This is a genomic window from Affinundibacterium fentianense (assembly GCF_018139545.1).
Taxonomy (GTDB): domain Bacteria; phylum Pseudomonadota; class Gammaproteobacteria; order Burkholderiales; family Burkholderiaceae_D; genus Undibacterium; species Undibacterium fentianense.
On sequence record NZ_JAGSPJ010000005.1, the window covers coordinates 173,697 to 189,692 of the forward strand.

At 46.9% G+C, this 15,996-nt stretch carries 14 protein-coding genes; 7 read left to right on the forward strand and 7 right to left on the reverse strand.

Going from position 1 to position 15,996, the window contains the following annotated elements:
* Positions 1-8: 8 nt before the first annotated feature.
* Positions 9-743, forward strand: coding sequence for a type II secretion system protein (locus KDM90_RS12700; protein WP_230409782.1), 735 nt, complete (start codon positions 9-11; stop codon positions 741-743).
* Between the two features lie 45 nt (positions 744-788).
* Here KDM90_RS12700 and KDM90_RS12705 read toward each other — a convergent pair whose 3' ends face one another.
* The 3 genes from KDM90_RS12705 to KDM90_RS12715 are packed head-to-tail and all read right to left on the reverse strand — an operon-like array spanning position 789 to position 2,544.
* Positions 789-1,223 (reverse strand): GNAT family N-acetyltransferase, encoded by a 435-nt coding sequence (locus tag KDM90_RS12705; RefSeq protein WP_212675989.1) that lies wholly within the window; start codon positions 1,221-1,223, stop codon positions 789-791.
* Positions 1,220-2,062 (reverse strand): peptide chain release factor N(5)-glutamine methyltransferase, encoded by an 843-nt coding sequence (gene prmC, locus KDM90_RS12710; protein WP_212675990.1) that lies wholly within the window; start codon positions 2,060-2,062, stop codon positions 1,220-1,222. Before prmC ends, KDM90_RS12705 begins: the two co-directional genes overlap by 4 nt.
* The gene (locus tag KDM90_RS12715; protein WP_212675991.1) at positions 2,059-2,544 is read right to left on the reverse strand and encodes a disulfide bond formation protein B; all 486 of its coding nucleotides are present in this window, start codon (positions 2,542-2,544) and stop codon (positions 2,059-2,061) included. Before KDM90_RS12715 ends, prmC begins: the two co-directional genes overlap by 4 nt.
* A 411-nt stretch (positions 2,545-2,955) precedes the next feature.
* Between KDM90_RS12715 and KDM90_RS12720 the strand changes: the two genes are divergently transcribed.
* Together KDM90_RS12720 and KDM90_RS12725 are read left to right on the forward strand one after the other, a co-directional pair.
* Positions 2,956-5,037, forward strand: coding sequence for a molybdopterin-containing oxidoreductase family protein (locus KDM90_RS12720; RefSeq protein ID WP_212675992.1), 2,082 nt, complete (start codon positions 2,956-2,958; stop codon positions 5,035-5,037).
* A 325-nt stretch (positions 5,038-5,362) separates the two neighbouring features.
* Entirely contained in the window at positions 5,363-7,054 is a 1,692-nt protein-coding gene (locus KDM90_RS12725; protein ID WP_212675993.1) for a long-chain-fatty-acid--CoA ligase, read from the forward strand.
* A gap of 117 nt (positions 7,055-7,171) precedes the next feature.
* On the opposite strand, the gene KDM90_RS12730 is transcribed toward KDM90_RS12725, so the two are convergent.
* On the reverse strand, positions 7,172-7,879 hold the full coding sequence (locus tag KDM90_RS12730) for a substrate-binding periplasmic protein (RefSeq protein WP_212675994.1): 708 nt from the start codon (positions 7,877-7,879) through the stop codon (positions 7,172-7,174).
* A 189-nt stretch (positions 7,880-8,068) separates the two neighbouring features.
* On the reverse strand, positions 8,069-8,497 hold the full coding sequence (locus tag KDM90_RS12735; RefSeq protein ID WP_212675995.1) for an acyl-CoA thioesterase: 429 nt from the start codon (positions 8,495-8,497) through the stop codon (positions 8,069-8,071).
* A gap of 148 nt (positions 8,498-8,645) precedes the next feature.
* On the opposite strand from KDM90_RS12735, the gene KDM90_RS12740 reads away from it, so the two are divergent.
* The 3 genes from KDM90_RS12740 to KDM90_RS12750 all read left to right on the forward strand — a co-directional run bounded on the left by KDM90_RS12740 (position 8,646) and on the right by KDM90_RS12750 (position 12,035).
* Positions 8,646-10,514, forward strand: a complete 1,869-nt coding sequence (locus KDM90_RS12740) for an ABCB family ABC transporter ATP-binding protein/permease (protein ID WP_212675996.1) — start codon at positions 8,646-8,648, stop codon at positions 10,512-10,514.
* Positions 10,515-10,543: 29 nt separating this feature from the next.
* Complete coding sequence (locus tag KDM90_RS12745) at positions 10,544-11,503, forward strand: LysR family transcriptional regulator (RefSeq protein WP_212675997.1); 960 nt, start codon at positions 10,544-10,546, stop codon at positions 11,501-11,503.
* 178 nt (positions 11,504-11,681) lie between these two features.
* Positions 11,682-12,035, forward strand: a complete 354-nt coding sequence (locus KDM90_RS12750) for a CZB domain-containing protein (protein WP_212675998.1) — start codon at positions 11,682-11,684, stop codon at positions 12,033-12,035.
* A 190-nt stretch (positions 12,036-12,225) separates the two neighbouring features.
* On the opposite strand, the gene KDM90_RS12755 is transcribed toward KDM90_RS12750, so the two are convergent.
* Complete coding sequence (locus KDM90_RS12755; RefSeq protein WP_212675999.1) at positions 12,226-13,128, reverse strand: dienelactone hydrolase family protein; 903 nt, start codon at positions 13,126-13,128, stop codon at positions 12,226-12,228.
* Positions 13,129-13,521: 393 nt separating this feature from the next.
* Between KDM90_RS12755 and KDM90_RS12760 the strand changes: the two genes are divergently transcribed.
* Positions 13,522-13,908 carry a VOC family protein gene (locus KDM90_RS12760; protein ID WP_212676000.1) on the forward strand — a complete coding sequence of 129 codons (387 nt, stop codon included), beginning with the start codon at positions 13,522-13,524 and terminating at the stop codon, positions 13,906-13,908.
* A gap of 134 nt (positions 13,909-14,042) precedes the next feature.
* Here the strand turns inward: KDM90_RS12760 and KDM90_RS12765 are convergent, their stop codons facing one another.
* Positions 14,043-15,953: a phytase gene (locus tag KDM90_RS12765; RefSeq protein ID WP_212676001.1), complete on the reverse strand. Its 1,911-nt coding sequence runs from the start codon at positions 15,951-15,953 to the stop codon at positions 14,043-14,045.
* Between the last annotated feature and the right edge of the window lie 43 nt (positions 15,954-15,996).

A 15,996-nucleotide genomic window follows, 5' to 3' on the forward strand; every position in this document is an offset into this window, starting at 1 on the left:
GGACAATTATGACGTATAGTGCGCGGGCAAAAAATCAAATGACGCAGCAAGTGAAAAAGCCTAGGCAGTCTGGATTTACTGTGTTGGAAATGGCGGTTGTGCTGGTGATTATTGGATTAGTGATTGGTGCCGTGACGATAGGAACAAACGTTCAACGTGGTGCCTCCTATCAGCGTATGTCCAGCGATTTCGTGCAAGCTTGGGTGACCGCCTATGACCGTTTTTATGAAGGTACGGGTCGGCCGCCGGGTGATGTGGTGGCTGCACCAACGGGATTAGTGAATGGTGCAGTCAGTAGTGATTTGTGTGGTGCAAACTTACGTAATGCGATGCAAGCGGCCGGGATTGAAATGCCCGCTGGACGTGCCGAAGGTTTTGAAGATCGGTATGTTTACTTGGATGGTAATGGTAATCCGCAAGAAGCCACCGTGTGTTTTTTGGCAGTTCCATGGAGTGAGCCAGGTGCCACCGCGGGTACGCATGTAACGCGCAATCGGAATGTGATGCGAATTGAAGGCATCACGCCTGCCATCGCCAATTTGTTGGATAACATGTTTGATGCGCGTTCCAATGCGTCGTTCGGCAAAATGCGTCAAGTTGGTCAGCACAATATTACGACGACAGGTCGCACCGCTGTGAATTGGAGCAATACGGAGATCGACCGTTACTCAGATGCCGCAAGCCGAGCACGGGATGAAGATCAAGTCGTCGTGTTAAATGCGTATATCAAAATGAGTCGCTAAGACAAAATCGACACAAGGATGGCGTTCATTGGGGTTCCTTGTGTTCTAGACAGCTAGATTATTCTGGTAGATACCGGGCTGATTGATTTCCATCATGATTTCCGGTTTTGCTAATTGTTGAAATCCAAATTGTTGATACAAACCACGGGCATTGGAACTCGCTAGCATGAAGCGGCGAAGTCCCTGCAAATCAGGATGTGCGAAGACTGCTTGCGGTAGTTGACGGCTATAACCTTTAGCGCGATACGCAGGCAAAATGAAAACATCCATCAAATAAGCAAATGTCGAAAAGTCACTCACGACTCTGGCAAAGCCAATTTGCTGGTCGTCAATGTATGCACCGAAGCACAGTGATTGATCAATGGATTTTTTGACCAACTCGAGCGGGATGCCGATTGCCCAAGTGCTCTCATGGGTTAAGAATTGATGGATTAAACCGACGTCGAGGCGCGCCTTTTCCGTACTGATCTGTAGTCTCATGATTGCCCTTTCCAACGTCCTCCGGTGACCCTTAAGATGCCTGCGAGATCAGGCCAACTTTGAATCTCTTGAAAACAAGCGCTGGCCAATAATGCTTGTACTGATTCCGACTGATCGTAGCCATGTTCCATGAGTAGCATGCCGTCATTCAATAAAAATTCCTTGGCGTTTCCTATGATGGTTCGGTAGGCGGATAAACCGTCCGCATGGTCAGTCAGCGCATTGATTGGTTCGAAACGCAAATCGCCTTGACTGAGATGGTGGTCATCTTTGACTATATAGGGAGGATTGCTCACTATCGTATGAAAGCGGATTGCCGGTAGTTGTTGAAACCAATCGCTTTGGTAGAAACTGATCCGAGCAGGCGTCAATAGACGAGCCGCATTCATTGTTGCGATTTCCAGTGCGGCAGGGCTCAGGTCCGACGCGCAAATATGAAGATCAGGTCTTTCAGACGCAATACTGATCGCGATGGCGCCAGATCCCGTGCCCATATCAATTAAGCTTCCATGCTCGGGAGTGAATTGCAAGGCAAGCTCAACCAAGAGTTCAGTATCTGGACGCGGTATGAGAACCGCTGGAGTAACGTGAAAATTCAATCCAAAAAATTCACGTTCGCCCACGAGATATGCGAGGGGCTCACCCGCGACTCGTTTGGCTGTCAATTGATTCAGAGCCTCTATCTGCGTCGGATTCAGCAAGGAAGTGCTTTGTGTGATCAGCTGGATTCTGCTTAAACCTGACACGTGACTAAGCAATATCCGTGCTTCCAGCCCATCAAGAGGTGACTTTCTTTGGCAGTCAGCAACACTGTCAGTCGAAGTAAACCATGGTGTCATGACTGTACCGGTGCGGCGTGTCGACGTATTGCGTAAACACTTGCGATGGAGAGTGCGATCAACCAAATCAAGGCCCAAGTTGGAATGGATAAGCCGAGAATAGGATCGTAAGGCGTCTCACAAAGACCATTTGCGCGATACAAAACTGGGATGAGCTTTGCAGGAAACAGGCTGTTGATTGGACCCGATATCGTATCTGCGCCACAAGAACCTAGTGGCTGGGCAATAGACCAAAGTTGATATCCAGCAACGCCTGCACCTGCGACACCAGAGAGTACCCCGACCGAGATTGCGAAGGACTCGAACCTGGGGAAGAATAATGCGCAAGCGCATCCGAGCGCAATGAATGTAAATGCATAGCGCTGCATGACACAAAGCGGACAAGGCAGCATATCCAAAACCAATTGCAAATACAGCGCAAAACCGAGCAAGCCAACACAAGCGACGATAATGGAAGTGAGGAGCATTTTGGACCGTTGCATAGTAACTCTCGTTAAAGTTCTGTTAGATAATTTTGACAATGAGGCGACCGGTTGGCGATTGCCCAGTATCCGAATTTGAAATTCGCGTAAGGATACTTGATTTTGTACAACGTGTTGACGAAATTAAGATCTTGCACGAGTCCCGCTAGAGGAGGAAGTGAGTATCTTGCTGTAATTGTTTGTGTAGACAGCAACTTTTTATGGAAGTTCCATTTGTGTGCAGCTCGGGAGATTTCCGCTTATCACGCGTTGCTGGCAGAACTTCGGGAAGCAGTCTATTATTTCGCCTCATCGAATGAACCACCGAATAAATCCTTGAATCGCTATTAATGATAGTTACCAATCTATGCTAGTTTGCTTAGATAAGGTGATTAGAAATAGGGCGCTTCAAGTTTGCAACTAAGGAATCTTATGTCCAGCACTACCATAGTCCGCGCCGTTTGTCCCCACGACTGTCCCGATACTTGTGCCTTGTTGGTGACTGTCAAAGACGGCGTCGCCACGGAAGTTAAAGGTGATCCAACCCATCCGACGACGGGTGGAGTGCTATGCACCAAAGTTGCACGCTATACCGAGCGCACTTACCATCCAGATCGTCTCCTTTATCCCCAAAAGCGTGTAGGTAAAAAGGGCGAGGGACAGTTTGAGCGTATCAGCTGGGAGGAGGCGATACGTGCGATTGCCGCACGCCTAAAAGAAATCGCTGCGCGTGAACCGCTTGCAATTCTACCCTACAGCTATGCGGGTACGATGGGATTGGTGCAAGGGGAAAGTATGTCCGCTCGAGTGTTGAATAAACTCGGTGCATCGTTTCTGGATCGGACAATTTGTGCTTCTGCCGGTGGGCGTGGCTATCAATACACCTTGGGTGATCGGATTGGAACCGATGTAGAGCAAACGCAAAATGCTCGATTAATTATTATTTGGGGTGGTAATCCAATTGCTTCAAATCTACATTTTTGGACACGTGTTCAAGAGGCAAAGCGAAATGGCGCGAGAATCATTGCGATTGATCCTTATCGCTCATTGACGGCCGAAAAATGTCATCAGCATATTGCGATTTCACCCGGAACAGACTCCGCGCTTGCGTTGGGGATGATGCATGTATTGATCCGCGATGACTTGTTAGATCACGACTATATTGAGCGATACACTTTAGGTTTTGCCGCTTTACGCGAGAGGGTCGCTGAATGGACCCCAGAGCGAGTCGCAAAGACCTGCGGCATTAGTGTGGAGGAAGTCGTTGAGCTGAGCCGCGCCTATGGTGAGGGGGCGCAACGTGGTGAGCCGAGTCTGATTCGTATGAACTACGGCGTGCAACGATCACATGGCGGCGGGATGGCGGTCAGAAATATCGCCTGTTTGCCAGCATTGGTTGGTGCATGGCGCCATGCGGCAGGTGGCGTATTGCTATCGGCCTCAGGCAGCTTTGTGAAAAATACCGCGCTGCTAGAAAGGCTGGATTTGTTCCCGCAACAGCAAGCACGTCGCACCATTAATATGAGCGATATTGGTAACAGCTTGCTGCACCCAGGCTCGTTGGAATTTGGTCCAAAGATAGAAGCGCTGATTGTATATAATTCGAATCCGGTTGCGATCGCACCAGAGTCTGCAAAAGTCGCTCAAGGTTTTGCTCGTGACGATTTATTTACGGTCGTGCTCGAACACTTCCAAACGGATACCGCTGACTATGCGGATATTTTATTGCCAGCAACCACACAATTAGAACACGTCGATGCCCATGCTTCGTATGGACATCGCTACATGATGGCGAACAACGCTGCGATTGCTCCGATGGGCGAGGCAAAGTCAAACGCTGAAATTTTTCGATTGCTAGCAAAAGAACTTGGTTTTACTGACGCCTGTTTTTCTGAATCGGATGATGCGTTGGGTGCGCAAGCGTTTAATTATGAGCATGAAAGAAGCGCCCATACCAATTGGCGTGCACTCAAAGAGCAAGGTTGGTCAAAATTGCGGCTACCAGAAATTCCATTCGCGCAGGGGGGCTTTACCACTCCTTCAGGTAAATGTGAGTTTTACAGTGAACAAATGTTGGCAGCAGGATTGGATCCTTTGCCTACCTACATTCCTCCTTACGAATCTCCAGCCAGCAATCCAGAATTGGCAGCAAAATATCCACTTGCAATGATTTCGCCACCTGCCCGTAATTTCTTGAATTCGACTTTTGTGAACGTGCAAAGTTTACGCGATACAGAAGGAGAGCCGCATCTTGATTTGCATCCACAGGATGCTGCGCAACGCCAAATTCAAGCGGGTGACATGGTTCGAATCTTCAATGATCGGGGCAGTTTTGTTGCAAAGGCACGGATCACCGATAAAGCGCGACAAGGCCTGGTTGTTGGTCTATCGATCTGGTGGAAAAAACTAGCGTCTGATCATAAAAATGCGAATGAAGTCACGAGTCAACGTCTCACTGATATGGGTGGTGGCCCGACTTTTTACGATCTATTGGTACAAGTAGAGAAGACCTAGCGCAGGGTTCAAAGCGAACGCGATTCGCACATAGTGGGCTTCGGCCCACAAAAAACAAAGCCAATTTGTCGACGGATGTCTTCATTCATCTGTGCTTTGTTTCTGTTTGCATTGCACGCGCTATCCATGTTGCGACGCAATAAATCCTAGAGAGTTTGCTCAGTTTTGCTTTATTTTGCGCGGCATATTTGCACCATGCATGGTCATTGCACGCGTCATCGTGTATCGTGTTGGTGCATGTTATATTTGAAAATCGTTCGCTGATTTTGGATTGTCAGTTGATGACCATCAGTATCAAAAGCTCACTATAAAAACGGAGACAATAATGACCACAGACAAATTTTGGTTGAAATCTTATCCCCCTGGCGTACCAGCCGAAATCGATGTCACGCAGTATAAATCTCTTGTGCATTTGCTAGATGAAGCGTTTAAGACTTTTGCAGAACGCAATGCCTATGTCTGCATGGATAAGTTCATGACATACGGTGAAGTCGATGTTATGTCGAAAAAAGTTGCAGCTTGGTTGCAAAGTCGGGGGTTAAAGAAGGGCGCGCGCGTGGCCGTCATGATGCCCAATGTTCTTCAGTACCCAGTCGCACTGGCTGCCATTTTACGCGCTGGCTATATCGTCGTGAACGTCAATCCTTTGTATACCCATCGTGAATTAGAACACCAATTGAAAGACTCTGGTGCAGAAGCAATTTTCGTCCTTGAGAATTTTGCGATTACTTTGGAGCAAGCCATTGCGCATACCGACGTGAAGCATGTCGTTGTTTGCTCTATGGGGGACTTGTTGGGTGGCTTGAAAGGCACGATTGTCAATTTGGTCGTTCGGCACGTCAAAAAATTGGTCCCCGCTTTTAATCTGCCAGGGTCATTCCGTTTCAAGGATATCGTCGCACAAGGTGCGTCGATGAAGTTTCAACCATCCGAAGCAAAACTGGACGATGTCGCCTTCCTGCAATACACAGGTGGTACCACTGGCGTGTCTAAAGGCGCTGTTTTGAGTCACCGCAACGTGGTTGCCAATGTTCTACAAAATCATGCTTGGTTGAAGCCAAGTATGGATGCGCATAAAGATACGCCACAACTTACTTTTGTGTGTGCTTTGCCGCTGTATCACATTTTTGCACTGACCGTTTGTAATATGGTGGGGACGCGGATTGGTGGCTTAAATATCTTGATTCCTAACCCGCGAGACATTCCAGGCTTTGTGAAAGAACTCAAAAAGTACAAAGTCAATATTTTCCCAGCGGTGAATACCTTGTATAACGCTTTGCTACACAACCCAGAATTCGCGAACACGGATTTTTCTGGCTACTTGTGTTGCACGGGTGGTGGCATGGCCGTGCAAAAAGCAGTTGCTGAAAAATGGAAAGAGGTAACTGGTTGCGCGATTGCTGAAGGGTATGGATTATCTGAGACGTCACCAGTGGCGACAGCGAACTATGCCGATTCCAAGGAATTCACGGGCAGCATAGGTCTACCAATTTCTTCGACGGAAATCGCGATTTTGGATGATGATGGCAAGCCAGTTCCCTTGGGTGAGAGTGGTGAGATTGCGATTCGTGGGCCGCAAGTGATGTTAGGTTATTGGAATCGTCCAGACGAAACAGCCAATTCGTTTACATCGGATGGATTCTTTAAGTCAGGTGATATCGGCGTGATGGATGAGCGCGGCTTTACAAAAATTGTTGATCGCAAAAAAGATATGATTTTGGTGTCAGGGTTTAATGTTTACCCAACTGAAATCGAAGGCGTGATTGCTGGTCATCCTGGTGTTTTAGAATGTGCTTGTGTAGGCGTTCCCGACGAAAACTCTGGGGAAGCAGTGAAACTCTACGTGGTTCGTAAAGATCCATCCCTGACCAAAGAAGCTTTGATGGCTTTCTGTAAAGAAGAATTTACTGGGTACAAAAAACCGAAGTATATTGAATTCCGTACAGAGCTACCGAAAACGAATGTCGGAAAAATTTTACGCCGTGCTCTACGCGATGAGGTCAAAGCGGCCAAGTAAATCAGCCAAGTAAGTTAGCGTCAAGAATCGAAATGCGCAGCAGATTGGTTCGAAAAGTAGGATAAAAAAAGAGAGCGGTTGCTCTCTTTTTTTGCGTCAAAAAATAGAAGGAAGCTGCTATTTTTTTGATTTGATTAAGGCTTCTTCGGGAAGATATTTTTTCTGTATGCGTGCAAAGGTTTTGTCTTTTTTAATCGCTTCTAATGCCTGATTCCAACGCTCGACGATCGCACGATCCGTTTTTAATGAGACGGCGATATACAATTCACTCTTGAATAATTCAAAGACTAGTTTGACATCCTTCGCGTTATATCCTGACGCCACAGCAAGACTTTCCACCCCGAGACGGGAATCTGTATACACAGAAATGCGCCCCATCATGAGTTTCTTGAAGCTTGACATGTTTGAGCCAGCGCGATCGAGATTGGTAAAACCCATACGGGTTAAGGTTTGGTCACGAATGTCATTTCTGTATACGCCAATTAAAGGGATTTTCTTTGCTTCTTCCAAATTATGTATTTCAAGATCGGTATCCGACTTTGCATACAGCCCATAAACATTTGCCATAATCGGACCTATCCATTGATAGCTGTGTTCACGCTCAGGTGTTCTCGCCATGCTGAATAGAATGGTATTGGGATTGTTATTAATTTTGTCGAGGCCGCGCGACCAAGGAACGACCTGAATTAAATCCGTATTCCCGATGCGCTTTTGAATTTCTCGCACAATTTCGATACTTAAGCCAGTCAGTTGGCGATTGGCGTCATAAAACTGAAGTGGCCTATCTTCTTCACAATAAATGGATAGTTGCTGAGCAGATGCCATGCTTGCGTGCAAGCATGCACACAACACCAGCAAGGAAGAAAACAGTGTCAATCGTCTTGCCATTTTCTACACCGCCCTTATTGATTGAATCGGACTTCACGACTCGATTAACTTCGACTAAACATCCTGAATCGTCTCGTTAGTATCAACGACGAATCGACCCCACACAAAGCTTGTTCGATTCGTTTTCTACAACTGCGCGTGTGGGCGATCAATCGCATCCAAAGGCGGAATCTGGCGCGGTTTCCGATGTTCGTCAGTTGCAACATACGTCAACGTTGCCTCGGTTACTTTGACTGTATCTGCTTGGAGTCGATTGCGTTCTGCATAAACTTCAACGGATACCGTAATGGAAGTATTGCCGACTTTGACTACCTCTGCATAAAAAGAAAGCAGGTCGCCGACAAAGACAGGCTGTTTGAACAGGAAGGAATTCACCGCGATCGTCGCGACTCGTCCATTCGCTCGTCGTGCCGCGGGCACTGCTCCGGCAATATCGACTTGCGCCATGATCCACCCACCAAACACGTCGCCGTGAATGTTGGCATCTGATGGCATAGGCATCATGCGTATCGTTGGCATGCCAGCAGGAAGGGATGTTTTATGATGATCTGACATGGCATTTCCTCTTGAATTGTCTGAAAAGCGTACAATCACCAGTTCGTGCGACGAAAAGCATGTGAAATCGAGTCTATCGCCCGATTTGATCTTTTTGTCGATTACGTAATTGTTTTCCCTTGAATGATATAACAAATTGAGTCAAATTATGCGCGGTCGCTCAAGTTCTCGACATGATAGTCTTGCTCCCTCAACTTCTGTGGCACGAGGAGACTGGTCGACGGTCAAGACTTTATTGCCCTATTTATGGGCCTACAAATGGCGAGTGATGCTGGCCTTAGGTTTTTTGGTCGGCGCAAAGCTTGCTAATGTTGGCGTGCCTTTGGTACTGAAAGACTTAGTCGATCGTTTAAGCTACACGCCTTCCAATCCGCATGCGATGTTGGTACTGCCCTTGAGCGCACTTTTGGCTTATGGCGCCTTGCGCTTATCGACCACCTTATTTACGGAATTACGTGAATTTGTTTTCGCGAGAGTAACGCAGAGAGCTGTTCGAACCATCGCTTTGAAAGTGTTTCGACATTTGCATGCTCTTTCTCTACGCTTTCATCTAAATCGTCAAACAGGCGGGATGACCCGCGATATTGAGCGTGGAACGCGAGCTGTTTCGTCATTGGTGTCATTTGCTTTGTTTAGCATCGTACCAACCCTATTAGAAATTACCTTGGTATTGACCTATCTGTTTTTACATTACGACAAATGGTTTGCATTGATCACCATCGTTGCCCTAGTAACGTATATTGTTTTTACGATCGCTGTGACGGAATGGCGTACCCATTTTAGACGCACGATGAATGAATTAGATTCCAAAGCCAGTACGAAAGCAATCGACTCGTTATTGAATTATGAGACGGTAAAGTATTTTGGTAATGAGGAATATGAAGCGCAACGTTACGACAAGGGTTTGCAAAGTTACGAGCATGCCGCGATCAAATCGCAATCAAGCTTATCGATGTTGAACGCCGGACAATCCCTGATCATTGCGACGGCGGTGACCTGTATTTTGTGGCGCGCAGCAGAAGGTGTGATCGCAGGGAGTATGACGATTGGTGATTTGGTGTTGGTCAATGCTTTTATGATACAGCTCTATATTCCTTTGAATTTTTTGGGCGTTTTGTACCGAGAAATTAAACAGAGTTTAGCTGATATGGAAAAGCTGTTTTCCTTGCTAGACCAAAGTAAAGAAATTGCTGATAAAGAACACGCACCGTCCTTGCTACTCAGTGCTCATGGATCGCCCGAAGTGAGATTTCAGCACGTGAATTTTAGCTACGAAGCGAAACGTCAGATCTTATTTGACGTTGATTTTACGATTGCTGCTGGTAGCACGACCGCAGTTGTCGGGCATAGTGGTTCGGGTAAATCGACCTTATCAAGATTACTGTTCCGTTTTTATGATATTCAAGCTGGTGCTATCTTAATTGATGGCCAAAACATCTTGGACGTAACGCAGCAATCCTTGCGTCAAGCCATTGGTATTGTTCCGCAGGATACCGTGCTATTTAACGATACGATCGCTTATAACATTGCATATGGCAAACCGGGAGCAAGTGAAGAAGAAGTGATTGCCGTTGCTAAAGCAGCCTACATCCATGATTTTATTGTGAGTTTGCCGGATGGATATCAAACCATGGTGGGGGAGCGTGGTTTGAAGCTGTCTGGCGGTGAAAAGCAAAGAGTCGCGATTGCGCGCACCTTGTTGAAGAATCCTGTGATTATGATCTTTGATGAGGCAACCTCGGCGCTGGATTCAAAGTCAGAGCAAATGATCCAAACCCAGCTAAAACAAATCGCAAAGAGTCGAACCAGTTTGGTCATTGCCCATCGTTTGTCAACCATTGTCGATGCGCAGCAGATCTTGGTCATGGATAAAGGGACAATCATCGAACGTGGCACGCACCACCAATTGATGGCACTGGCTGGCGCCTACGCGCAAATGTGGGAGCGTCAGCAGCACAGTAATTCAGGCACATCACCGGACGCATTTGATGGGATTCAAACTGAGATTCAGAATTAAATTTAATTTATTTTTTTGCGGTAATTGTTATGGAAACAAAGTGGCTGGAAGATTTCGTTTCGCTTGCAGAAACCAATAGCTTTAGTCGTTCTGCGGAGTTGCGGCACGTCACTCAACCTGCATTCTCGCGTCGAATTCAATCGCTTGAAGCTTGGTTGGGCGCAGATCTCATTGATCGTACTTCCTACCCCACCCGTTTGACGCATGCTGGGGAAATTTTCTTTGAACAGGCAATCGCGATGCTTGGGCAGATCAATAATGCGCGCGCCTTGTTGCGAGGGAAGCGAACCTCGATACAAACGACGGTTGATTTTGCTGTTCCCCACACGTTATCACTTACATTTGTACCTAAATGGCTAAGTGAGTTGCAAACCAATTTTGGTGATATTAACAGTCGCTTGTTAGCATTAAACGTGCATGATGCAGTGATGAGTCTTGCCGAAGGTGGATGTGATCTGATGCTGTGTTATCACCATCCTCAACAGCCTTTGCTCTTGGATCCTGCACAGTACGACATGATTAGCATGGGTACAGAAACCGTCCGTGCCTATGCGAGGTGTGATAAATCTGGACAGCCTGATTTTATTTTGCCAGGAACGATCGACGCGCCTTTACCGTTTTTAGCCTACGCGAACAATGCCTATCTCGATCGCATGGTCGATCTCATTTTGAATCAACCAAAACAAGCCCTGCATTTGGATAAATGCTATGAAACTGATATGGCCGAAGGACTCAAAATGATGGCATTGGAGGGACGGGGTATTGCCTTCTTGCCCGAATCTGCGGTGATACGTGAACTGAAACAAAAGCAGCTCGCGCGTGCGGATGGCGGAGTCGATACATGGGAAGTGAAAATGGAAATTCGTCTCTATCGAGAGCGACCTTCTGAACAAAAGCCGGGTAAACAGATTGTGGCGAAATTGTGGGACTACCTCTTGCAAAAATCGCAGTTGGCTAGCCGTTCGAGGACAGTGCGTTCACAACGTTAGAGCAGTAGGCCTGATCAACTCAATGTGAACAAATGTTAATCCGTTCAATAATTGCGATATCGCAACGATTGTCAGAATGTGCTCTGCACTGGCTTGTGTATCAATCTCCGATATTTTAAGATCAAGCGATGAGGGATGTACCTCAACGATAGTTCTAACGAATTTTTTGGAGTCAAATATGGATTTAACACAAGCCGTTGCTAAACACGTTGAATGGAAAACAAAGTTGCGGGCGGCGATCGCAAAAAAAGAGCAATTAGATGAAAAAACTATTAGTGCGGATAATTGTTGTGATTTAGGGAAATGGCTGCACGGTGCAGCGAAACCTAGCGTTGGAACTTTGCCAGCGTATAAAGATACGGTACTTAAACACGCGGCTTTTCATAAAGAAGCGGGTAAGGTAGCAAGTGCCATCAATGCTAAAAAATTCACAGAAGCAGAAGCAATGTTGGGAAACGGAACGGCGTATGCGAGCGCATCAACTGCGGTCGGCATTGCGATTGCTAATCTGAAAAAAGAAGCGGGGATGTAGTAGCGATCAATAGGCTTTATCAGATGTAAAGAAGTCGTGATGCGATATTGATAATCTAGTGCCGATAGCGAAGATGCCTAGCTGTGAAGTTAGGCATCTTTTTTTATGGCAATCTAATCGATCGCAACAAGCAACTAATCAAACTTTAGCTTGTATACATTCGCATGCAGACTAAAGGAACTTAGCGTGTTTAGGTTCGCAAGCTACGATTGAATAATTCGATAGTCCGTGACCACGCGAGTTTTGCAGCGGACTGATCAAAGCGCGGTGTCGTGTCATTATTGAAGCCGTGTTCAACCCCTTCATAGACAAATCCTTGATATTTCACACCAGCGGTTTTGAGTGCTTCTTCATACTTTGGCCAAGCTGCTACCAAACGTTCGTCTTTGCTCGCATGATGCACCAGCATTTCTGCTTTGATATTCGGGACGAGATCTAGAGCTGGCGCACCGCCATAAAACGGAACTGCGGCAGCCAAAGTCGGAATCTTGGTCGCCAAGAAATTGGCGATCGCACCGCCGTAGCAAAAACCCACCACGCCGACTTTGCCATTTCCACCCGCTATTGTTTTTAAGATGCCCGCGGCAGTGATGAAGTCCTCGCGCGTTTTTGTTTGATCGAGTTTCGGGAATAACTCGCGTGCTTTATCTTCCGTCCCTGGATAACCACCAAGTGGAAACAAGGCATCGGGAGCGAAAGCGATAAAATTATCGAGCGCGACGCGACGCGCAACATCTTCAATATGCGGATTCAAGCCGCGATTTTCATGTACCACTAACACAGCGGGGAGTGGACCTTTGGCATTGGCAGGTTTAACCAAATAGCCGCGTAATGTGCCGTAACCATTGGGGGAGGGATACTCAACATAGCTCGCAACGATGCGCGCATCATCTGGAGTAATTTGCTGAGCCTGCGCGAAGTTGGGACTTAATGCAAGCAACAAGCCTTCGGCGGTCATCGCACCTGCTGCATACTTCCCAGCAGAGCTTAAAAAGCCGCGGCGACTGAGTCCACCATGGACGTATTGATCAAATAGTTTTAACACTTCTGGGTGAAAATCTTTGGCACTTTGTTGTGGAAATTTTTGTGACATTCTTACTCTCCTCGTCGTTGTTCGGATTGTTCGGATTGTACGCATGAGTTGTTGAAAGTGATGATTTGCTCACGCACATTACGATACACATAAACGAAAAACTTTGCATGGGAGCGCGTTGTTGATACATTGGAGCGATTTCTGAGTAAAAGCACGCAATCGGTTTGCCATGGGGGCTGGAACCTAGACTGTCGTCTTTTAGTGGCTAATTGGTACACTACCTGATCGACTCTTTACTTGCCTTTGCAGTGTTTTTTGTGGCACATTTGCTTTGCAATTTTTCTTTTTTTAGATGTATGGATTTGAGGCATTGCCGATGTCCTCGTTAGACCCTGATGTTTCCTCCGCTGTTCCTTAGCCGCATTCACTGTCAAATAAGATAGGAGCTTTACTATGAAAAATAATCCAGTCGGTTGGTTCGAGATTTATGTTCAGGACATGCCACGTGCGAAACGCTTTTATGAAGCGGTATTTCAAACGGAATTGACACTCCTTCCTAATCCTGATCCCGAGGGCTTTTCAGAGATGGAAATGTTGACATTTCCGATGTCGATGGAAGATTACGGCGCATCTGGTGCTTTGGTGAAAATGCCTGATTGCCCATCAGGAGGAAGCACCTTAATTTATTTTTCGTGCGATGATTGCGCAATCGAAGCCGAGCGCGCCGCCCAAAATGGAGGGGCGATTTTTAAAGGCAAGATGGCGATCGGTGAGCATGGGTTTATTGCTATGGTGGTGGATACCGAAGGCAATATGGTAGGTCTGCATTCTATGCAATGAGGTCGCGAAGCTAAGAGCCTCGTTCAACTGCTTAGCTGATTCGCATGCTTTCTAGCATCGCTAGGTTTGCAAGGTCACAACAGAGATTTTTTGCCCCCGAACTTGAGCGGGGGCAAAATACAGTGAAAGACAAATTAGTCGACAAGTTTAAGCGCCAAGGTAATTTGCTGCCAATCTATGTATTTGAAGTTTTGCGCTCCATCTGGCAGGTGCTTATGACCATCTTGTACGATCATAATGCCCTTGTTGTATCCCGCACCGAAGCTGGCTGAACTGACTTCCAGCCCATCCGTCTCGGAACTGCCATCGATGCCTTTTGCAAGGTTAAAGCCGATACGAAATTTACCTCGATAAGAAAATGGTGCTTGTGCGTCATAGATCACATAACTATTATCACCTTGGCTGGATACGACAAGATAAGTCTCTTGCTTACCGTGATACAGAGCCAGTCCTTCGACATCCGCACGTAAATGTTGTCCGACTTTGGCAATGAGTTTAAACGCGCTAGCTTGCGCCGCGTCGGCATTGGTCAACCATACACCACGCTTTTCTTCACCGATAAACAGATGCGCAGTTTTGTCGTCCACAACGCAACCTTCGGGTTGTGTTGCAAGCTTCAATTGACGTAGTTGCGTGCCTTGATATTTGCCGTTTTTTCTCTCGATGCGCCAGTGTTGGACTACACCGCCTTTATCATTCACAAAGGCTTCGAGACCACCACGACTAGGTTGATATAAACAAGTGCCATAAATATCCTTCAAACCCGTCGCAATGCGACTAGCTTCTTGCAATGTGCCATTGCCATCGATGTCAAAAAGAATCAAGCTGTAGTCGTCGCGTTGGGTGGCGATGGCGATATCACTGACACCATCTTGCCACTGGATATGCTGACGCACATCGACGTTGTTCAGACGACCGACTTCCAATAGTTGGGTTTGCTTGCCCTGCATATCGTAGACCAGCAATCCTTGCTTTTTATTCGTGCCAAGAATTCGGCTCAGTTGGCTATCTGTTGGATGATTCCAGATTGCCGGATCATCGGCTGCGTCGCCGAATCGACTCATTTCTTCGGTTTGTACTTGTGGAATCAATACAGGAATCGACTCTTGTGGAGTGTCTTTTTTGCGCGGCAGGCTAGCTATCTGCATCCAAGCATTTTTGCTGTCATCGCGTAGATAAAAGTTTGTTTTGGTGTCTGTATCCAAGGTGCGCAAGGAGCCTGTTTGTTGCGGCCAAGCTGCATTCGTTTTATTAGAAAATTGCTTTGTAATCTTCCAATCTTGTTTGGTAACTGTAGACAAGAAAATGTTCTTTCCTGCTTCATCCAAGACGGCGACTCCACTTGAGGAAACATGCATCGCTTGGGCGCCTTGCTGCAATCGACCAAAAGGCTGGCGCAATTGTACGGCTTGGCGTGCGGCACTGCTCTCGGATTGTGCGGAGTAAGCCCAGACACCAAAATCTTCTTCGTTGACATACAAAGTCTCGGTTTTGTCGTCGACCTCACAGGATTTGGCATTTGCTGGGAGTGCTAGATTACGTACTAAGCGCGGCTGATTTCCTTCTAGCACCCACTGCTGTGTATGACCACTTTTTGCGATCAAGAATAGATGCATGAGTTGTTGTTGGTCGCGAAATAAGCAGCTGGCATCGAGCGCAGTCGTGGCAGGGGGCAGTTTTGCATGCAATTGGAATTGACCTTCCTGAATGCGAATCGGCAAGGCATTTTGTGTATTGCTATCGATCAGAACGGCAAATGCAGAATCTGTATTTTCACGTACGTCAAACTGTTTGGCGCGCACTTTCATGGTAGTGCGTTCGACACCCGTTGGAGATACTAAGCGTAAGGCTTTCTTGTCTAGGATTAACCAATCACCGTTGCTGAGTGGCCGAAAATCGACAGCGGATTTAACAAATTCTGGTAGCTGTTTTAGCTGTGGGGCCGCGCCCGCGCTTGCGTTATTGCTAGCTAGAGCTAGTCCAAGCAAGACACTGGCTTGCGCAGCCCGCCGCCATTGGGTGTGAAGAATATTTAAGTTTTGCATAGATGTACGATATTCGAAAAATAGGTTAATGGCCTATCCCCAA